This is a genomic window from Nocardiopsis chromatogenes YIM 90109 (assembly GCF_000341185.1).
Lineage (GTDB): Bacteria > Actinomycetota > Actinomycetes > Streptosporangiales > Streptosporangiaceae > Nocardiopsis_A > Nocardiopsis_A chromatogenes.
On the sequence record NZ_ANBH01000314.1, the window covers coordinates 23,546 to 43,035 of the forward strand.

Sequence of the window (19,490 nt, forward strand, 5' to 3'; positions counted from 1 at the left end):
GTTGTGTGCCATGGTGCTGGGGTTTCGCGCTTCGGGAGAGGGGTCCGGGGGCGAGCCGTGGCCCGTCGGCCGCTTAGATGCCGTAGTCCACCGCGAACAGCCGTGGGGATGTGCACTGCTCGGTGGCGTCTATGCCGCTGCGGTCCACCGCCTTCAGGCCGTCAGGGGCACAGGCCAGGAAGACCCCGATGATCCTGCCGTCCTCGGTGTAGGAGGTCAGGTACCGCGTCCCCAGCGCCATGTCGATGAGGACCTCCTCCCCGCCCCGCAAGCCGGGACCTCTCACCTGCAGCGGGGCCGACATCCGCTCCTGCCTGTCGGGGCGCGTGTCGGACCACAGGAATCGTGCCCCGACCCGGGCGGTGTGCCTCGCCCCGAACACATGGGGGAGATGACGGGGGGCGACGGCGGTGTCGACCTCTTCACCGGTCGTCGGATCCAGCGCGAAAGGGGCGCCGTCCAGGCCCAGAACGATGACGGTATCTCCGTGCTCGCCGTCTTCGAGGGCGATGAAGGTGGCCTCCTCGTCGGACCCCTCGGAACGTTCCCAGAGCGGTTCGCCGGTCCGCGGATCGAGCCCCCAGAGCCCTCCCGGTGACGAGCAGGGGGTCGCCTCGCAGTTTCCGGTGGATGCGAGGAGGACTTCGGAGTTCGCGGCGACCAGTGCGGCGTTCGTGGGGATGTCGACGCCGTTCCCGAGCTTGATCGTCTCGGCGAGTTCGCCCGTACTCGTGTCCCATCGAAGGATCCGGGTGAAGTGACCCCTGACCGGCATTCTCATGAAGGTGTATGCGGCATCGTCCGTGATGGCGGCCGAGCCATCGGAGAGTACCTCGCTTGCGCCGTCGGACTCTTCGAAGTACCCCGACCATGCGACGGAGCCGTCTTCCGCGTCGACGATGAGGTTGTCGCCGACGACGCTGGGCTTCACGAGAACATGCCTGCCGTCATCGCGGAGGAACGGGTCGGAGTGATACCTCCCCGAGATGCCGACACGGTGCCACTCGACCCCCGAGGGGCCCGGGTCGACGGTGTACATGGTCTCGTCCTCGTCGAGCCTGTCATCGACGAAGAAGAGGGAGTCGCCGACCATGTGGGGGTAGGTGATGACTTTCAACCGGTCCGGGTCGACCGCCTCGGTCCACTGCACGGCCGGTTCGCCGGTGTCGACGGCGGTGATGCGGTCCCCTTCCATGAAGTAGAAGACACCCTTGCTGTAGATCCCGTTCGGGCGGTCGGGATAGGAGGGGTCGTCCATGAGAAGGAATTCGGCGAAGAGGGAAGGCGCCGAAGCCTGTCGGGACCGGGACCAGTGCAGGAAGTAGTCACCCTCCAGGGGCAACGACCACCGCACAGTGCCGGGCTCGTCGCAGTCGTCCTCGCCGTCACAGGTGAAGGGCTTGTCAGGGCTGATCGCCGTCGCTTCGAAGTCGAGGTTCAACGGTTCCTCGGAGAAGGAGCAGGCACTGAGGGGGATGAGGAACGTAAAGGCGGTCGCCAAGGCGACGATCCCGTGCCGTGCCATGCGGGGATTCTATGGGGCTTTCGGGGGGATTCGCCTCGACGGACAGCGGGCAGGACCCCGGGCCGACCTGAAGCGGGGGATCCGCTTCCCTCGCGGCCCTCACCATCCGTCGACGTAGGCGGCGGCTTCGGTGTAGTCACCGGCGGCCAGGTCCTCGCCGGGCAGGATGATGTGGACGGAGCCGCCTTCGGACCAGCTCCACAGGTCGTTGGTGGGCAGTTGGAGCAGTGGGCGGTCCCGGCCGCCGTCGGTGTACGTACCCCCGGACAGGGACCGCGGCCACCCGAAGGCGATCGCCGAGCTCGGGCCGGGATCCTCGCCGTCGCCGTCCGGCCGCACGAGACGGCCCGGCCCGCAGCGGAAGTGGCGGGACAGGAAGGATTCCGGATGGTCCCGTTCGAACGCGCTCGCCGCGGCGAACTCGGGTATCGCATGGAGGTCCAGGTATCCCAGGGCGTCGTCCCACTCGTCCGGAGTCATCAGCATCGGCGCGGCGTGCTGCGGGGTGGAGGGGAAGACCGTGGCCATCTCCGGGGTGTGGGCCTCCTCGGCGCGCTCCGGGCGGGCGGCGATCACCGCGCACGACGCCTTCGCGTCCCCTACCCGCGGATCGGCCCAGCCCTCCCACGGAGACCACTGCGCCGGGCGGAACGAGTCGTCGGGGGTCTCGAAATAGAAGATGTTGAGCAGTCTTGGACCCGGTCCGTGGTGTTCGCCCGACCAGTGGGCGAGCGCGCCGGTGTCCAGCACGGCGAACAGGCTCAGCGGCAGGCCCTCGTACTCCGGCCACACCGTGCCGGGCTCCAGCAGGGCGGAACCGCCGAACCGGCAGGATCCCGTCCGGGGGCGGTCCGGGGCGGCGTCGGTGAGTTCGAAGCCGGGCGTGGCCATCGCGGCCAGGCTCCCCCCGATGGCCTCCCCGAAGTCGTCCACGCACTGTTGCCGCAATACGGCGGCGGCCTCGGTCATGTCCATGCCGGGATCCAACCAGAGCCCCGGGACACCCGAACACGGCAAAGGACCGAACACGGCAAAGAACCGAACACGGCAATGAACCGGGCGCCTGAAGCACCGTTTCGGCCCCGGGCGTCGTCCGGCGTCAGCCCTCCCGGGCGACCTCGCGCTCGTAGGTGAGCAGGGTTTCGACCACCGTCCGGCGTTCGGCGGGGCTCAGCGGCTCCAGGGCCGTGTACCAGGCGCGGGCCCCGACGGCGAGCCAGTCGTCCACGGCCCGCCGGTTGGCCTCGGCCAGGGACACGATCGTGCGCCGCCGGTCCGCGGGGTCCTCGCCCCGTTCCACGACGCCCTTCTGGGACAGCTCACCGACCATCAGGCTGACCGTCGTCGGGGCCAGTTCCAGCCGTGCCGCGAGCCCGTTGACGGTCAGGGGCCCCTCGAAGAGCAGGAAGGCCAGCAGCGACAGGTGGCGCGGCGCCAGGTCGAGGAAGCGCAGCGCCTCCGGGACCGGCGTGCGCTTGGCGCGGCCCACCAGGCGGGGCATCAGCAGCAGCATGGTCCGGACCCCCTCGTCCGCGGTGAGTCCGTCGTCCGCGGCGCGGCCGTCCGCGCCCTCGCCGGGGCCGTGCTCCGTTGACAATATATTTGCTCCCAAACTAGTTTTGTTTCTAAAGCAAATATTTTCGATGCGGGCACGAGTCTATCGGGGCCGGCGCCGCCGTCGCGGCGCCCGGCGGAAGGGACGTGCAATGACCGTGCTGGTCACCGGGGTCCGGGGGAGTATCGGCCGACGGGTGGCGGGAACGCTCGCCGCGGCCGGGCACCCCGTCCGGGCATCCGCCAGGGATACGGGCGCGCTCACGGCGCCGCCCGGAACCGAGGCCGTCGAGCTGGACGTCGCCGATCCCCGGAACGCCGACGCGGCGCTGAAGGGGGTGCGCACGGTGTTCCTGTACGCGGCCGCCACACTCAGCGGCGACCTGCGCGCATTCCTGGAGGAGGCCCGCCGGGCGGGGGTCGAACACCTCGTGCTGCTGTCCTCTCCGGCCTCCTACGAGGCCGGAGAGCACGACCGCGTCATCGGCCGGGCGCACCGCGCTGCGGAGGAGGCGGTCGAGGAGGCCGGGCCGCCGTCCACGCTGCTGTACCCGGCCTGGCTCGCGGGCAACGCCCAGCGCGACTGGGCCGGGCAGATCAAGGAGCGCGGCCGGGTGGCGCTGCCCTACCCGGACGCGCAGGTCAACCCGGTCCACCTCGACGACGTGGCCGAGGTGGCGGCGGACCTCCTCACCCGGGATCGCCACCGCGCCCGGTTCCAGGTGGCCACCGGTCCCGAGTCGATGCGGCTGCGCGACATCGTGGACGCCGTCGGCGACGCCGTCGGAACCCCGATCCCCATCGACGTCCCGAGCCGGGAGGAGGCGATGGCGCGGCGCGAGGCATGGATGCCCGCGGAGGTCCTCGACGTCCTCCTGGACGCCGAGGCGGCCGCCGTCGGCGTTCCGGCGCCGGTCACCAACACGGTCGAGCGCGTCACCGGCCATCCCGCGCGCCCCTTCGCCGAGTGGGCGCGGGCCCATCGGAAGGACTTCTCCTCCTGATGGGTCCCGGGGCCCGGGCGGGGGCCGCACCTCACCCCCGTCCCGCGGACAGAGCGCGCTCGAACGCCGCGTAGGCCGGGGCGTCGAACAGGACGAAGCGGCAGGTCCGCACACCCGTCGACGCGCCCAGTGCCGTCTCGACGGCGATACGGGCCGCGTCCTCCATCGGCCAGCGGTACACGCCGGTCGAGATCGCGGGGAAGGCGACCGACGTCGCCCCCAGCTCGTCGGCGACCTCGAGCGAACGTGTGTAGCAGGAGACGAGGACGGCGGACCGGTCCTCGGAGGCGCTGTGCACCGGTCCCACGGTGTGCACCACCCAGCGCGCGGGAAGGCGGCCCGCCGTGGTGGCCACCGCCTCCCCTGCGGGCAGTCCCTTCCCGTACCGGGTGTCCCGCAGGCGGCGGCACTCGGCCAGGATCTCCGGACCGCCCCGCCGGTGGATCGCGCCGTCGACGCCCCCGCCGCCCAGCAGTGACGAGTTGGCGGCGTTCACGACCGCGTCGACGTGCTGCTCAGTGATGTCGCCTTGCACCAGTTCGATGTCCACACCGGATTTCTACCGCATTGGGGGGCGACGCCTCAGGCGTTCGCGCGGTACCGGCCCGGGACGCGCCCCGGGAGACGCGCCCGGCCGGGGTGGCGCGGACCACCCTTGAGCGCCGCGCCGCAGGTCCCACGGCAGGGCACTCCGCGCATTCGATTCCGGGTCATGGGCGGTTCACTTCGGCTCCCTAGCCTTCCCGGGTCCTGATCCCCCGACTTCTGGAGGAGTCCGTGATCCGCCCCCTCCCCGTGGTCTGCGCTTCGGTGCTCGCGTCGCCGCTGCTCCTCGCCGGTGCCACCGCCCACGCCGCTCCCGCGGTCCCCGCCGACGGTTCCCGCACCGGCGGGGTCCCGGTCATCGAGGCCGAGGACCGCACCCCGCCCGTGTACGACGACGAGGAGGGCGCCGAGGCCGACGCCGACGACCCGGCCGTGTGGGTCCACCCCGACGACACCGACGACAGCCTCGTCATCGGCACCCTGAAGAACGCCGGCCTGGACGTCTACGACCTCGACGGCGACCTCGTCCAGCACGTCGGCGCCCCCGCCGCCGAGGGCGACCGGCCCGCCGGGCGCTTCAACAACGTCGACATCGTGCGCGGCTTCCCGGTCGGCGGGCGCGCCACCGACCTGGCCGTGGTCAGCGACCGCGGCCAGGACCGCGTGCGCCTCTTCGCGATCGACGCCGACGCCGCCGAGGACGGCCGTCCGCCGCTGCGCGACGTCACCGGCTCCGGCATGCCCACCGTCTTCTCCGCCGACGACGCCGGGGCCGCCGACGAGCGCACCGCCTACGGCCTGACCGCCTTCACCGAAAGGGGCGAGTCCTACGCCGTCGTGAGCCGGGCCGACGAGACGACGCTGGCCCTGCTGCGGCTGACCGAGAGCGGCGGCGCGGTCGGCTACGAGCACGTCGACACCGTCGACCTGCCCTCCTCCTTCGCCCTCTCCGACGGCACCCGGTGGGCGCCGTGCACCGACCCGGGCGAGCGGCCGCATGTCGAGGGCATGGTCGTCGACGCGGAGGCGGGCGCCCTGTACGCGGGGCAGGAGGCGGTCGGCCTGTGGCGGATCGGCCTGACCGGCGCGGGCTTCGGCGAGGCCGAGCAGGTCGACCGCGTCCGCTCCTTCGGCGTGCCCTGGACCTACGACGCCGACCGGGACGAGGAGTGCGTCGTGGACTGGGACGCCGACCCGGGTGAGGGCGGCGACGTGCTCACCGCCGACGTCGAGGGCGTCACCCTCCAGCGGGACGGCGACGGGGAGGGCCACGTGGTCGCGTCCAGCCAGGGGGACGACACCTTCGCCCTGTACGACCGCGAGGACGGCGCCTACGCGGGCTCCTTCTCCGTGGAGGATGTCGAGCACACCGACGGCCTGGAGGTGGTGAGCCGCCCGGTCGGCGACGACTATGACGAGGGCCTCATCGTCGTCCAGGACGGCGAGGCCGAGCCTTCCCCGGGGCGCGGTGACGCCACGGGCTTCGCCTACGCCGAGTGGGAGGACGTCGCCGAGGACGTCCTGGACGACTGACTGGACGACTGAGGACGCCGCGCGCTCTCAAGTGTGTGACGGCGGGACGGCCGTCCGTTCGGGCAAGGCGCCCCGGGCGGCCGTCCCGCGTTCAGCCGAACAGTTCCAGGGCGGCCACGGCCAGGGCGACCAGCACCAGGCCCGCTCCGAGGATCATGCACCCGACGTTCCCGGTGCCGCCCGGGTCACGGGTGGGGCCGCGGCGGATCTCCATTGATCCCTTACCGCCTCTGCCCTTCCGGGGCCTGCTCTTCTTCTTGCGTCCGCTCATCGCGTCCTCAACGTCGTTCTCCAAGGGGTGGTGCACCAGTCATAGGGGCCGTCCGGCCTCTCGGGCAAGGAGGGCGACGGACTGGACAATCCATCGAATACATGTTCGGATTACGGTCATGCGCTGGGAGGACCTACGAGGGGACCGGGACGGGGAGGCCCTGTTCGGCCGAGAGGACATCGCCCCCGCACCCGAACGGGGCACCGGCCGCGCCGGACTGGGCGCGCCCGGGGGCGGCCCCGTGGCCGGAGGCGACGGCGAGCCGGTGGCGGTGGAGATCCGCGCGCGCTCGATCATCAACCGGGTACCCGGCGAGTCCCCCATGTTCCGCTGGACCCTCAACCCCTACCGCGGCTGCGCCCACGCCTGCGTCTACTGCTTCGCCCGGCGCAGCCACACCTACCTCGACCTGGACGCCGGGCGCGACTTCGATACCAAGATCCTGGTGAAGGTCAACGCCGGGGAACTGCTCCGCGCCGAGCTGGCCCGCCCCTCCTGGGAGGGCGAGCCGATCGCCATGGGCACCAACACCGACCCCTACCAGCGCGCCGAGGGCCGCTACCGGCTGATGCCGCAGATCATCTCCGCGCTGCGGGACGCCGCCAACCCCTTCTCCGTGCTGACCAAGGGGCGCCTCATCCTGCGCGACGCCGACCTGCTCGAACAGGCCGCCCGCGTCACCGACGTGCGGCTGGCGGTGTCCGTCGGCACCGTCGACGAGCCCCTCGCCCGCTCGGTCGAGCCCGGCGCCCCCACGCCCCGCGCCCGCCTGGACACGGTCCGGGCCCTGGCCGACCGGGGGCTGGGCTGCTCGGTGCTCATGGCGCCGGTGCTGCCGGGGCTGACCGACTCGCCGGAGGCGGTCGACGCCGCCGTGTCCGCGATCGCCGCCGCCGGGGCGGGCAGCGTCACGCCGATCGTCCTGCACCTGCGCCCCGGCGGGGCCCGGGAGTGGTACGCCGCCTGGCTCGCGCGCGAGCACCCCCGCCTCGTCCCGCTCTACCGGGAGCTGTACGGGAAGGGCTCCTATGCGCCCGCCGCCTACCGGGAACTGGTCGCGGCCCGCGTGCGGGAGGCGGCCCGCCGGTACGGGATCGGCGGGCGGNGCCGACCGGCGAGAGGGGAGAGCGCAGGGGCGGCCTCCGGCGGGGGCTCCGGCGGCCACCGGCAGCGCACACACGCAGGTGGGCGCGCGGACCGTGCGGACCGTGCCGAGGCGCCCCGGCAGATGCGGCTGCTGTGACCTCCCGATGTGTTCTGAGCGAGCGAAAAGCCCTGGGGCGTAAGGGGTTCCGCATTCTCGCGCGGTAGTGTCCGAAGGGTCCGCCCGCCGCGTTGGAAACGGAAAGCGCCCCCCATGGCCCATACCCCCGCCGACCCGCCCGCACCGTCCGGCATCGACACCACCGTGGCGCACTCCGCCCGGGTGTGGAACTACTGGCTCGGAGGGCGCGACAACTACCCCGTCGACCGCGCGCTCGGAGACAGCATCATCGAGACCTACCCCCAGATCGTCGAGGGGGCCCGCGCCGACCGGGAGTTCCTCCGGCGGGCCGTCGGCCACCTGGCGGGCGCGGAGGGGATCCGGCAGTTCCTCGACATCGGGACCGGGCTGCCCACCCACGACAACACCCACGAGGTCGCCCGGCGCGCCGCCCCGGACGCGCGCGTGGTCTACGTCGACAACGACCCCATGGTGGTCGCGCACGCCCGGGCGCTGCTCGCCGGAGACGGGTTGGTCTCGTTCGTCGACGCCGACCTGCACGACCGCGACCAGGTGCTGCGCGCCGCCGCCGAGGTGCTCGACCTCGACCGGCCGGTGGCGCTCACCGTGCTCGGCACGATGGGCCACGTCACCTCCTACGAGGAGGCGCGCAGCATCGTCCACGGGTACATGGACGCACTCGCCCCCGGCAGCTTCCTGGCCCTGTGCGACCTGGTCCTGCCGGAAGGGGAGGCCGAACAGGAGGCACTGCGCCGCTGGAACGAGGGCGCGGCACTGCCGTACCGGGCCCACTCCACCGAGGAACTGGCGGGCTACTTCGACGGCCTGGAGCTGCTTGAGCCGGGCGTCGTCAGCGCCACCCGCTGGCGCCCGATCCCCGCAGAGGTCGGCGAGCTCCGCGACGTGGAACAGTTCTGCGGAGTGGCCCGCAAGCCCTGACCCCACCGGAGCCGCCGTCCGATTCGGGTCCGTCGATGAGGCGGCTCTCAGGGACGTCGGCGTGTTCGGTGCCCTGTTGGCTGATGCTGCCAGGGCGTGACCGGGGCTGCGGCCGCTTCGTCCGCCGCCCCGGCCGGACGCCGGAGCGCGTCATTCCTCGCTGGTCGGGAGCACGTACTCGGCGGCCAGCTTGGCCATGTGCAGAGGGTAGGGGAGGGTCAACGGGGCTTGGAGGTCCGGCGCGTAGCGCATCTGGTGCGCGCAGGCGGCCCACTCATGGGGGTCGTCCGCTCCGGCCCCCGAGCGGCAGGCCAAGACCGCGATCTCCAGGAGGTTGGGGTTCCTGGCATCCTTTTTGGCGTCGGAGACGTTCCCGTGCTCGGTGGTCCGCTTCCCCTCTCGCCTCGCCGCGACCGAGGCTTTGGAGTAGGTGACCGGACGGTCCGTGCTGCTGTAAAAGACACGCTGGTCAGGCGCATCGACGAGCGGCCAGATCCCGGCGGGGAGCCCGTTGTCGCGCCCGGTTCCGTACCACTGGGGCGTCTCATCCTCGGCATTGTCCCGGACTCGGATCAGCCGCAGCCCCCCTCCCCAGTGCTCGATGGGGACGGTCTCCTCTTCGGCGTCCCCGAGCCTGATCCGATCACGTTCGACGTCACCGTTGCGGAGCCAGGTCCAACTGTCACGAAGGTTCTGCGCATGCGTCATCAGCAAGGTGGGCCGCTCCTTCAACTGGGCGACCATGGGCCGCAGAAGGGCGTTGGTCCGTAGGCGCCTCTCCCAACGGGTCTCCTTGCGGGGCTTGGAGGTCTGGCGCTCGGGCGCGGTGGGTTCCTCGGCCGCCTGCTCCTCTTCGGACGCGCCGAGTTGGATGTCGGCGACCTCCTCCGGATCGGCCCCGGATGCCAGCCAGCGCAGGTACTCCGGGTAACTCACCCAGCGGCGCTCATCAGAGTGCCACCCGCTCACAGCGTTCACACCGTCCTCAGGACGGACACGTAGGGCCAACAACCGCCACGTCGGTGTGCGGGTGGGACCGTCCCACCGCCGCTTCGCCATCCACACGGACACGTACTGCAGATCCGGGGGGAGGCTGTCACGGAAGGTGTGGAGCGGGACGCGGGATACTCCGAGCTGCCGGAAGGCGTCCAGCCAACAGGCCCGCGCGCGGTATGCGCGATTCTTCTTCAGGTCCGAGGTCTCGGCCGTCTGGATGAACTGGGTCACGGCTCCGGCATCGGCACAGCCGAGCCGGACGGCGAACTTGGGGTCGGTTCGAGCGTCCTTGAACTCCGCCTCGATCTCCACCAAGGCCACAGTAGGAAGGATCGTGTCCTTCTTCGGGCCGTCACCCATGGTCGCCTCCGCTTCACCGCGGCGCTGACCGATGGCCTTCCGCAGGTCCTCCTTGCTGATCTTGGTACGGGCGCCGATGTCCAGCGGGGACGCCAGGGGGCCGCTTGGGCGAAGCTGGACGCGAAGCTCCAGACCGGGAAGGCTCCAGGAGAGGTCGTCGCCCGCAGACTCCTCCGGCGGGAGGTCCAACAGCTCGCGCAGCGCGGACACGAGGGCGTCCCGGGTCTCCTGTTCCTGCCAATGGACGCGTACGACGAACGGCGTATCTCCCGCGAACTCGCGGAGGCGATCACGCCGTTCCCGAACCTCCACACTCCACTCAGGGGTGTCCGCCTTGGCGCCCCCCGGTGTGCCTGGGTGGTTGGAGGGGTGATTGGGCACGGGCAGCCGCTTGCACACCGGCGCACGTTCCATGAGCGGCGCGAGGGCGTCGTCGATGAGCTCCATCAGCGGCACTCGGTCCCCCGCCATCAGCCCTGCGCCTATGGCATGGGACCCCATGCCGGTGTTGTACGGGATCGCGGCGAACACTCCGTCGACGCCGTCCAGCCACCGCCCTGGATCGGTGACCAGTTCCCGGGCGTCGGGCATGCGGGGCAGGACGTTGGCCCCGGGGGGAAGATCGGGACCGTCCGTGATACTCCACACGTGGGCCCCCTCCTTCGACCGGTAGCGCAATCGGTTCACGGCGATGCGGTCGCGCTCGACGGAGGCCCCTGTGAACGGGGAGCGGGTGAGCAGATGGACCGAGACCGAGCGCCTTCCGGTGTACAGGGTTCCGCCGGGGCCGGGCGTGTCCATCCATCGACGGACGCCGGTCCGCACATGGACGCGGAACCGGTCGGTGAAGGGGATGGTCTGAACGCTGATAGTGATGACGTAGGAGAAGCGGGCCCCGGTCCCACCGGCCTCGTCGACGGCCGGGGGCCAGGAGACGAGCTCGGCCCGCCGCGTACTCCCCGGGGTCTCGAGGAAGTGGTGGGCCTGGCCGTTGCCACCGATGAAGGGGCCGGCGGCCCTGATGCGCCGTGCCAGGAAGTCAGGGAGCAGGTGGTAGAGGCGGGGAGCGGGCTCGGCGGTCGACTGGGCGTTGACGGTCTGTTTCCTCAGGTCGATGTGCTGCTCCTCCCAGGTGAGAGGAGTGGCATCGATGAGGTCGAACGTGTCCGTGGGATCGATCGCACCGGAACTGACGGGCTTCGTCCGGTTCAGCCAGAGTTTGAGAATGCCGCTGATCAGTAACTGATCCACGGGCCTGTGGGCGAACAACCACGGTGCGTCATCTTCGACGGCGACGGGGGCGGCGACGGAGATGATGTCCGGTGCGGCCGCAGCCAGAACGCTGTTCAACCGCTTGATGGGGAAGCTCTCGTTCAGGTGCTCATCGGGCTTGCTGAACCTGGTGCGGTGGAACTCGGCGAAGGCTTCCCGGAGGGTGCCCGGTAGGGGGAGGACGTGGAAGGGATGGACGAGTTCCCGCTCCGCTGACGGCAGGTAGGCGGTGAGCGTGATGGATTTGTACGTCAACGTGCTCCTCGTGCGCTGCGCTCGGTAGCGGGCGACGGTCGGCCCAGAAGCTCGACCAGGGCGTTGTACAGCGGCCGGTAGAGGGCACCGGCCAGATACTCGGTGGAAGGGCGCACCGGCAGGCGGTGTTGTGGCGTTCCGCCTCTGGTCCGGGGTGGAGCGTCTCCGAAATAGGGGGCGAGCACGTCGCGCATGCTCACCAGAAGGCTGGTCCGGGCGGTGTCCTTTGCTCCGCCTTCGGCCATGTTCGGGGCGAAGGCCGCATCGACGAAGTGCACCCGCGCGTCCACCCCGCCTCGGGTGAGGCGGCCGATCACCTGCCACAGGACGACGAGGAGGTCCCAGGTCAGATACTCGCGGTCCTCCTCGGACAGGCTCTTCCAGGACAGTTGGCGGTTGGCGAGCCTTCGCAGTTCCCGCCGGGCCTCGCGGCGCCAGGCCAGCCCGGCATCGTCGAGGTATTCGTGCTGCTGGACGACGTCGCCGAACCGGCCGCCCGGAAGTGTCCGCCGTACGGTGAGGTCGTTGAGCGCGTGCACGAGCACTCCGATGTCCCCTGGCTGGGGGAAGGGGCGGGAGAGGAAGTAGACCGACCCGAAGATCGCCTCCTCGCTCCGGTTGAGGATGTTGTGCCCGCGTTCCACGGAGAGCAGGGGGGCCACCAGGATCGTGCGTCCGGTGTCCCGGAAGCCGGCGAGGTCGCCACGGCGGAGAACGGGTACGGACGAAGAGACGTCGGGATCGGAGGATCGGGAGTCCGTGGGAAGGTCCTCGTCGTCCGAGATCAGGGCGCACACCTTGCCGTGCCAATCGGCGGTGGCGTTGATCTCCTCTGCGACGAGCCGCGCGTCCTTATAGCTGCCGACGAGCACGAGGAGATGCCTGCGCTGAAGGGGGAGCAGAGCGATCTCTGCTTTGAACCTGGACCTGCCGTCCGTGCTCTCCGGATCCGGGCGCGCGAGCCCGCGGACCATCTGTCGCAGAATGTCGTTCCGGTCTTCGAGGGGCGTGCCGGAGAGCCGTAGAGGCCGCTTCGGGGCGTCAGGCGGGGACGAGGGAGGTCGGCCGAGAACGAAGGCCGGGTGCATGGTGACTCTCGGACCTGAGGCATCCTCAGGCGTGCGGTTCCTGGACGGAAGCGCGTTTCCACTCGCCGTCGACCGCCGACCCTCGTCGGGGCGGGCGCTCAACACGGCTCGCACGTCTTCAGCCACGTGATAGCGGGTGGAGGCACCGGCCCAGCTCGTTCCGGACATCAGGATCACGTTCGGCCCTCTGCCGCCGTCGGCCGACCCCAGGGAGGGCAACGCGCGCAGCAGTTCCCGTCCCACTCCGGTGCATTGGAAGAAGCGAAGCTCCCCCGTATGGGCCGAGTCCCCGAACCTTTCGGTCAAGAACTGGAAGGCGAGAATGTTGCCCATCGGGGACTCGGGGATGTGGGGCGCGTAGTCGGGAGGTGACCTGCGGTATAGCTCATTCCCGGACGCCTCGAGCTTGAGTGCCGCCTCCACCCGTGGCCAGAGCATCGTCAGCAGGTTCAACCGGTCGTGCATGACCGCGAGGAGGAGGGTGAACTCGAACCTGCGCCGCTCCTGTTCGAACTCGGACCGAACGTTGTTTCGCTCTTCAGCGCTCCCCCACTCCGCGTCAGGGATCGTGCCCGGATTGCGTAGGCCGGTCAGGGCACACAGGGCCGCCTCCAGTTCTCGGGCGACGCGCGGGTTCCCAGGCCTGTTGGTGAGCAGGCGGCGTGCGAGATCGGCGAGGCGGAGGGACTGCGGATCCGGTTCGGGGTCGTCGGATAGCGCTTCGTCCCTGTCACCGACCGGATCGTCCCTAAAACCGTCCAGAATGGCGAGGACTTCGTCGCGCTTTTCTTTGCGCCCGGCCTGTCGCGTGTCGTCCGATCTCGGACCGGTGGTGTGCTCTCTTTGCTCGCTGTCGGGCGCCGCTACGCGGTCCGGGGAGAGGCGGTCGAGAAGTCGCGCGGTCTCCGCCCGCGTTGTGCCGACCTTCTCGGCGCGCATCACGTCGTCGGAGGATCTGGTCGTCGGCCACCGATTCACCAGCTCCAACTGCAAGGACCACACGCTGAAGAAGTCCGCGCCCACCCACGTCCTCAACTGCTCGTCCTTGACGAGCATCGCGTAGATACGATCGGCCGTGGTGGAGACGGTGTCCAGGGCCGAGGTCCACTGGTCGACGTCGCCGTCGGCGAGCTGGACGCGCCCCGCCTGCGCCAGTTCCGCAACCTTATGACGGTCGAGCTCGTCCAGCCAGGAGTCGTTCCCGGGCTTGTACAGCGTCGCGGTCGGTGCGAACACCTGGTCCAGGCGGATCTGGACCTGGTCGGCCTCATCGACGATGAACATTCCGCTGGTGTGGCAGGCCAGCTCCAGGTAGCGGACGCGCTCGGCGTTCTGGTGCCGGGGCAGGGAGGTGATGGCGAGGGACTCGGGCGTGGCCACCCAGATCGTCGCCGTCCGAAGGTCGCGGGAGGTGTCGTGGCGGGGGCAGCGGCCCCACAGCGGGCAGCCGCGCCTGACGCCGAGCTCCTCGGGCTCGGCGAGGGGGCCTGAGGAATCGGGCCTACTGATCGGGATCAGCGACTGGCATGGTGCATCGGCGAATGGCAGCGGGTCGCTCGCCTCTGTGCCGCGGAGCGCACTCAAAGGGCAGGCGGTGCTCATGTGGGCGAAGGCTTCGTCGTAATGGGCCAAGGGGCTGTCGTAGATCTGGCCCACCCGGCGGTGCAATCGGGCGGTGTGCTGCTCGCGGGTGGACGAACCGATGATCGGGGCGGCGTGCAGGCGGGCCCACCGTTCGTAGCGCGCATCGCCTTCGAGGACCTTCTGCCGGGCGGCTCGCCCCATCCGGTTGAAGCGCTCGACGACTCGGAGCGCCTCGGAGACGTCTCCGACGACCAGGGTGACGTGTTCGTGCCTGTCGACCACGGTGTGCGCGGCGACGATGTCGCGCAGAGTGCTCTTCCCGACCCCGGGGATGCCGATGAGGTGCAGCAGACCGTCCACGACCAGCTTGTCGGCCTTTGTGAAGCGATCCTCCGAGCCGTCCATGGTGAACAGCTCCATGCTGTGGAACCGGCGCTCCCAGTCGTCGTGTCTCCGCTCGCCCTCGGAGGTCTCCCGGAGGTCGAGTCCGACCATGGCGCGCGCCGTATCCTCCAGTTCCTTCACCGCAACGGTGAACTCCGCCCGGGAGGGCGAGGAAGTCAGGTCGAATTCGGACACGTCGGTGTCCGGAAGATCGTCGGGGATGACGACGTTCTCGGTTCCGATCCGAGGGCTGCGGAACCGGTGCGGGCCCGGCTCGGCGGGTTTCAGAGGGCTCGTCCTGAAGGGCGGCGAGGACGAGAGAAGCACGTCGTAGATGTCGCGACGGTTCGCGGCGCGTGAGGGTGAGCGCCATTCGGCCGGACGGGAGAGGTCTGGGATGGAGTAACCGCGGACGAGCTCGGGGAGCGTGAGGTAGCGCTCAAGCCCGGAGTGCCAGGTCGCCCGCCGGTGCATGGCTTCGAGGTGGTGACGGGCGGCACGCAGGATCCCGACGATCTCATCGGACCGAGGCCCGGTGATGATCCCGGCCTCGCGGGCGAAGGGGTACCCGCCGAAGAGGGTCCATCCGTCGATGGCGCGCAGCTCCCTGGCCGAGTCCGAGAGCGACGCGACTCTTTCCAGGACACGAAGGCCGAGCTCGATGGTGTAGTCGAGGGGCTCAGGGGTGCCGTGCTTGAGGAGACTCTGGAATACGCCTTTCTCTGCCTTGGACAGATGGCCGGAGGCCGCCTCTAGGTGGGCTCGAATATCGCGCATCGGATCCTTCGGGGTCAGAGCTCTCGGTCGGGGGCGGGGACATGGGGGGATTCGCGTTCCGACGCGTGGATCCGGGCGGGTGCCACGATCAGCTCGCGGATGGGGCGCACGACGTGGAGCGGCATGCCGTCGTCGCGGTGCAGGACGCGGTCCACCGCGGCCTGTGTGCGGCTGCGGCAGTAGGTGATCTCGCATGTCCAGCCGCGGCCTTTGGGGATGAGAAGGAGGCCGCAGTACCGGCAGGTGCTGGCCTCCCCCGCGGAGCTGAAGTACTTGTCGTGGACCGGTGTGTAGACGAGGTCCATCGGGAGGTCCTGGGGGTGGACGCCGCCGATGGGGTGCAGCGCCGACAAGGCGTAGTCCCGGCCCGACTGGACGGGGCACTCGATGATCCGGTTCCGGAACTCCGTGAATCCCTCGTCCCTGCCGGTCTCCTTGTAGGCATCGAGAACCGCGCGCATGACCCGCCTCTCCACCTCACGGCGGGGTGTGTTCGTGTCGACCCCGTAGGAGAGCCGCAGGCACAGCGGCGAGGGGCGTAGCGGGCCGGTCTCGATGAGCCGTTCTGTGACCTCGTCGAACCTCTCGGGCAGTTCCAGGAAGGTCCAGTCGCACAGGGGGCGGTCCCGGCACCAGGCCAGGAGGTCGGTGAGACCGCGCGGATAACGTCCACCTCCGCCTTCTCCGGGGCCGGCTTCCGGGTATCGGTACGCCCCAAGCAGGCAGATGCGGTCGATGACCATCTGCGCCGTCCGGGGGTAAGGCGGAGCGAGAGGAATGTTGCCGGGCAGATCCGCGAGCTCGACGACGGTCAGGGCGACCATCCGCAGAACCTCTTCGGCGGTCTGGTCGTCGTAGGGGCCTCCGGTCAAGAGGTCCTGCAGCGCGGTGCTCTTCGGGGCATCGGTACTCGGCTCGTTCACCGCTCTTCCGGATCCTCTCCGGGATCGGCGGACGGGCACCACCGCTGGTAGGGGCAGCGGCCGCAGACCTTGGGATCCGGGGCGGGCGGGAAACGCTCCTCGCCGTACCAGTGGGCGGTGAGCCCATGGACGACCTCGGCCGCTCGGGCCTGGGCCGATTCTGATCGCGGGTCGATGGTCCGCACGTCAGGGCCGCTCGGTGTGAGCGTCTCGAGTTCCACCGTTGACATCGGGCCTGGTTCGATGACCCCGCGGGCGAAGAGGTGGACCGCCAGGGCGAGTTGAGGATGTCTCCACATCAGTCGGCGGCTGCCGAATGGGGTGATGGAGCCGCTGGTCTTCAGCTCGTGGTAGACCAGTGAGCCGTCGCGGTGAAAGAGCATGTCGGCCTTGGCCAGGACGACGACGTCGGCCTCCGGGTCTTCAGCGGCCAGGGTCTGCTCCATCCGGACGTCCGTGATCGGGGAGACGTCCTTGAGCGGACACACCTCGATGTGTCCCGCGAGCATCTCGGTTGCCCGGCGGGCGTCTTCGCCTTCCAGGAGCCATTGGCCTGCGGACCAGGATCCGGGATCCTCCGGGAGGTCGTCTGCGGTGCACGGCCGGAAGGGGCGGCGTTCATGCAGCCGCTGCAGCCAGGCGTGGACGGCGTGGCCTTGTCGGACGGGCGCGGGGTATTCCACGCCGGCCTCGGTGGGGAGCCGGAGTTCCCGGAAGTGCGCCTTGGCGGGGCAGTCTTCGTAGTAGCGCCCGGTCGTGACCGACCATGTCCTGCGGGGACGCCGCTTGCTTGACACACCGAGCAGCCCTTGCACGCTCGGCAGCGCGGTGCAGCCCGGGTGCACCTTGCAGGACACACAGTCGGAGCCCGGAACGCGCGCATCGGCGCGGACCACGGTGCGTAGTCTCCCCCGCCCTTCGGCGGCGTAGAACGCTTTCGCCTCGGAGACATCCCCCTCGAACAACGGCGGTGAGACGGCGGAGTCCAGGCAGGAGACTTCGACGATGCGGACCCGCCGGGGACCGGGGGCCGCCTCAGGGGATCGCCCATCGGGGTGCCGCATCGGGAAGGGAACACCACCCCAGTACCGTCCTGGCTCGGATGCGAGCACATCGCTGTCCACAGGCGTCCCCGTCGCGAGGACGAAGGCCTCGACAGCGGTCTTGGCCGTCCTGTCGCCTTGGCGCCGCTCGAGCGAGCCCAGGACCGGGATGCGCAGCTCACGGAAGGTTTCTCCGTTGTCGTGGAACGTGTATCGGCGCCCCCAGGCGCAGAGTTCGCGCGGGCGCTCACCGTTCCCCGGAAGATACTGGTGGACCCATGGATCGGCGGCAGGGGTTCGCTGCCGTCCGTCCCTGTCCTCATCCGCGGCAAGGGCGTCCAGGTACGCCCGTGCGGCATGGCGGGTCCACGCCAGCAGGCCTTCATGGGGAGGGCGGACGCGATCGTTCACGAGGATCCTGGGGCCGTCCGCCGGTGAGGGCAATGCGGCGCAGGCGTCCTCGACCGAGTACCCACGATGCTCGACGAGGTCGAGAACGGCGGTGAGCGGCTCGAAGGCCATGTCGGCGAGCAGCGGGGACTCGCGGCGTTTCGATCGTTTTATGGCGTAGTCGGCCTTTGCGGCTACGTGTTTCGGGCATTCCTCCCTCGTGGTGTATGCGGATCCGCTATATATGCGCATGACCGGTTCTGGGTGATTCGGGACTATTGGACGGTAAGGCAAGGTTCCTCCCGGTGGGCGATTGTGGCATGGGTGGCCACGCGTCGTGGTCGCTTTGCGGAAGATTTCAGGATTCTTCTTCGTGTGCCCTAGAGTCCACTCGTCAATGGCCGGGTCTGAAGCGGGAGGGTGCTGTGGATCGAGGGGAGCGAACGGCCGACCAGCGGTACACGCTGCTGTCCCGGCTGGGGCAAGGCGGCATGGCGGAGGTCTGGCGGGCGAGAGACGAACGGTTCAAGCGGGACGTCGCGATGAAGTTCCTCTTGAAGGAGGAGGACTTCTCTGAGACGTTCGCGGACGCCGGGTGGAGTTACCAGGAGTTGGAAGAGCGGTTTCTGTACGAGGCGGGTGTCATGGCCCGTCTTCAGCACCCGGGGATCCCCACAGTCCTTGACCTGGTGGCCGATGAGCCCGACAAGAGGTTGAAGCGTCGGTACATCGTGATGCAGTTCGTCGAAGGCAGGTCCCTCGGTGACCTCCTGGATGAGCACCATTCACTCTGCGTGGAGGAGACGGCATGTCTCGCGGCTCAGGTGTGTTCGGCCCTCGCTCAGGCGCATGTCGAAGGAGTCGTCCACCGAGACGTCAAACCCGACAACCTGATGGTGGATCGCGCTGGTCTTGTCAAGGTCGTCGATTTCGGGATCGCCACTCCCACCGATTCCGGTATAGCCAGGATGACGAGGACGTCACAGCCGAGCCCCGGGACGGTGGGCTACAGGTCGCCCGAGTCCTACGACAGGAAGAACAGGGCCAAGGCGAAGGTGAGCGAGGCGTCCGATCTCTACTCATTGGGCTGCGTGATGTACAGAGCCCTGAGCGCCGGACCGGTCTTCGAGGGGTCGACCGAGGCGGAGATGGCGGCGCACATGACAGAGACCCCTGTGCCTCTCCTCGATAGGAACTCGAGCGTTCCGCCGAAACTCGCCGGACTCGTGGACCAGATGCTGCTCAAGGAGCCCGAGGAACGCCCCTGCGATGCCTGGGAGGTCTATGAACGGGTGATCGACCACATCCCTGTTCGGGGGAATGGGTTCGTGGGGCGGGACTCGTATGACCTCACCAGGCCATTTCTGGAACCGTGTCGCCCTCTCCCTCGTGGGGACGCCGAGACCGGGGCCTTCAGGGCTCCGGCGGCCGTCGTCCCTGAACCGGACCTCAACAACAGGTCTGCCAACGTGAGGTTGCGCCAGGTCCGGGAGCAGTGGAAGGCCGGTGACAGGGAGTCGGCGATCGCTGCGGCCGAGTCCCTGCTTCTCAGTGCCAAGGAGGTCCTGACCTCAGCGAACAGGGTGACGCTCAAGATCTGGGTGGACTATGCCGGGATGCTGAAGGAGGTAGGCCGGGGCGCCGAGGCCGAAGCAGAACTGCGTGAACTCGTGAACCGGGCCGAACCGCATGTCGGAATGGAGCACTCACGGGTCGTCGAAGCCCTCGAACTCCTCCGGGAGATCGAGGGCGAGTCGTAGGCCGGGTGAGGGGTGCCCCACCCGGCCGGTCACGCCCTCTTCGGGGGCTTCTTCGGGTTGG

General features: G+C 69.7%; 14 protein-coding genes. 5 read left to right on the forward strand and 9 right to left on the reverse strand.

The genetic code is table 11. The features are described from left to right. Positions 1 to 73 precede the first annotated feature (73 nt). The 3 genes from D476_RS0127750 to D476_RS0127760 all read right to left on the reverse strand — a co-directional run bounded on the left by D476_RS0127750 (position 74) and on the right by D476_RS0127760 (position 3,122). The gene (locus D476_RS0127750; RefSeq protein ID WP_017627154.1) at positions 74 to 1,525 is read right to left on the reverse strand and encodes an outer membrane protein assembly factor BamB family protein; all 1,452 of its coding nucleotides are present in this window, start codon (positions 1,523 to 1,525) and stop codon (positions 74 to 76) included. A 99-nt stretch (positions 1,526 to 1,624) separates the two neighbouring features. Beyond that, on the reverse strand, positions 1,625 to 2,500 hold the full coding sequence (locus D476_RS0127755) for a DUF1963 domain-containing protein (RefSeq protein ID WP_017627155.1): 876 nt from the start codon (positions 2,498 to 2,500) through the stop codon (positions 1,625 to 1,627). 124 nt (positions 2,501 to 2,624) lie between these two features. Next, on the reverse strand, positions 2,625 to 3,122 hold the full coding sequence (locus tag D476_RS0127760) for a MarR family winged helix-turn-helix transcriptional regulator (protein ID WP_017627156.1): 498 nt from the start codon (positions 3,120 to 3,122) through the stop codon (positions 2,625 to 2,627). 109 nt (positions 3,123 to 3,231) lie between these two features. Here D476_RS0127760 and D476_RS0127765 point away from each other — a divergent pair, with 109 nt between their 5' ends. Next, a complete protein-coding gene (locus tag D476_RS0127765; RefSeq protein ID WP_017627157.1) occupies positions 3,232 to 4,083 on the forward strand; it encodes an NAD(P)H-binding protein in 852 nt (283 codons plus the stop codon). Between the two features lie 31 nt (positions 4,084 to 4,114). On the opposite strand, the gene D476_RS0127770 is transcribed toward D476_RS0127765, so the two are convergent. Next, a complete protein-coding gene (locus D476_RS0127770; protein WP_017627158.1) occupies positions 4,115 to 4,633 on the reverse strand; it encodes an O-acetyl-ADP-ribose deacetylase in 519 nt (172 codons plus the stop codon). Positions 4,634 to 4,860: 227 nt separating this feature from the next. On the opposite strand from D476_RS0127770, the gene D476_RS0127775 reads away from it, so the two are divergent. After that, a complete protein-coding gene (locus tag D476_RS0127775) occupies positions 4,861 to 6,162 on the forward strand; it encodes a phytase (RefSeq protein WP_017627159.1) in 1,302 nt (433 codons plus the stop codon). A gap of 91 nt (positions 6,163 to 6,253) precedes the next feature. On the opposite strand, the gene D476_RS0127780 is transcribed toward D476_RS0127775, so the two are convergent. Continuing rightward, entirely contained in the window at positions 6,254 to 6,376 is a 123-nt protein-coding gene (locus D476_RS0127780) for a hypothetical protein (protein WP_017627160.1), read from the reverse strand. 175 nt (positions 6,377 to 6,551) lie between these two features. On the opposite strand from D476_RS0127780, the gene D476_RS0127785 reads away from it, so the two are divergent. Together D476_RS0127785 and D476_RS0127790 are read left to right on the forward strand one after the other, a co-directional pair. Further along, the gene (locus tag D476_RS0127785; RefSeq protein ID WP_017627161.1) at positions 6,552 to 7,676 is read left to right on the forward strand and encodes an Rv2578c family radical SAM protein; all 1,125 of its coding nucleotides are present in this window, start codon (positions 6,552 to 6,554) and stop codon (positions 7,674 to 7,676) included. A gap of 114 nt (positions 7,677 to 7,790) precedes the next feature. Then, on the forward strand, positions 7,791 to 8,597 hold the full coding sequence (locus D476_RS0127790) for an SAM-dependent methyltransferase (protein WP_017627162.1): 807 nt from the start codon (positions 7,791 to 7,793) through the stop codon (positions 8,595 to 8,597). A gap of 150 nt (positions 8,598 to 8,747) precedes the next feature. On the opposite strand, the gene D476_RS0127795 is transcribed toward D476_RS0127790, so the two are convergent. The 4 genes from D476_RS0127795 to D476_RS0127810 are packed head-to-tail and all read right to left on the reverse strand — an operon-like array spanning position 8,748 to position 17,921. Beyond that, complete coding sequence (locus D476_RS0127795; RefSeq protein ID WP_017627163.1) at positions 8,748 to 11,480, reverse strand: pPIWI_RE module domain-containing protein; 2,733 nt, start codon at positions 11,478 to 11,480, stop codon at positions 8,748 to 8,750. Then, the gene (locus D476_RS34800) at positions 11,477 to 15,313 is read right to left on the reverse strand and encodes a pPIWI_RE_Z domain-containing protein (protein WP_017627164.1); all 3,837 of its coding nucleotides are present in this window, start codon (positions 15,311 to 15,313) and stop codon (positions 11,477 to 11,479) included. The genes D476_RS0127795 and D476_RS34800 overlap by 4 nt, the downstream gene beginning before the upstream one ends. Before the next feature lie 14 nt (positions 15,314 to 15,327). Next, on the reverse strand, positions 15,328 to 16,236 hold the full coding sequence (locus tag D476_RS0127805) for a pPIWI_RE_Y domain-containing protein (RefSeq protein WP_017627165.1): 909 nt from the start codon (positions 16,234 to 16,236) through the stop codon (positions 15,328 to 15,330). Then, entirely contained in the window at positions 16,233 to 17,921 is a 1,689-nt protein-coding gene (locus tag D476_RS0127810; RefSeq protein ID WP_083939667.1) for a PD-(D/E)XK nuclease family protein, read from the reverse strand. Before D476_RS0127810 ends, D476_RS0127805 begins: the two co-directional genes overlap by 4 nt. A 68-nt stretch (positions 17,922 to 17,989) precedes the next feature. Between D476_RS0127810 and D476_RS34805 the strand changes: the two genes are divergently transcribed. Beyond that, positions 17,990 to 19,429, forward strand: coding sequence for a serine/threonine-protein kinase (locus tag D476_RS34805; protein ID WP_083939668.1), 1,440 nt, complete (start codon positions 17,990 to 17,992; stop codon positions 19,427 to 19,429). Positions 19,430 to 19,490 lie beyond the last annotated feature (61 nt).

Bases quoted from the DNA above. Each gene is read 5' to 3' on its own strand.
- D476_RS0127750 (WP_017627154.1), bottom strand. From the start codon at position 1,525: ATGGCACGGCACGGGATCGTCGCCTTGGCGACCGCCTTTACGTTCCTC.
- D476_RS0127755 (WP_017627155.1), bottom strand. From the start codon at position 2,500: ATGGACATGACCGAGGCCGCCGCCGTATTGCGGCAACAGTGCGTGGAC.
- D476_RS0127765 (WP_017627157.1), top strand. From the start codon at position 3,232: ATGACCGTGCTGGTCACCGGGGTCCGGGGGAGTATCGGCCGACGGGTG.
- D476_RS0127780 (WP_017627160.1), bottom strand. From the start codon at position 6,376: ATGGAGATCCGCCGCGGCCCCACCCGTGACCCGGGCGGCACCGGGAAC.
- D476_RS0127790 (WP_017627162.1), top strand. From the start codon at position 7,791: ATGGCCCATACCCCCGCCGACCCGCCCGCACCGTCCGGCATCGACACC.
- D476_RS34800 (WP_017627164.1), bottom strand. From the start codon at position 15,313: ATGCGCGATATTCGAGCCCACCTAGAGGCGGCCTCCGGCCATCTGTCC.
- D476_RS0127810 (WP_083939667.1), bottom strand. From the start codon at position 17,921: ATGCGCATATATAGCGGATCCGCATACACCACGAGGGAGGAATGCCCG.
- D476_RS34805 (WP_083939668.1), top strand. From the start codon at position 17,990: ATGGGTGGCCACGCGTCGTGGTCGCTTTGCGGAAGATTTCAGGATTCT.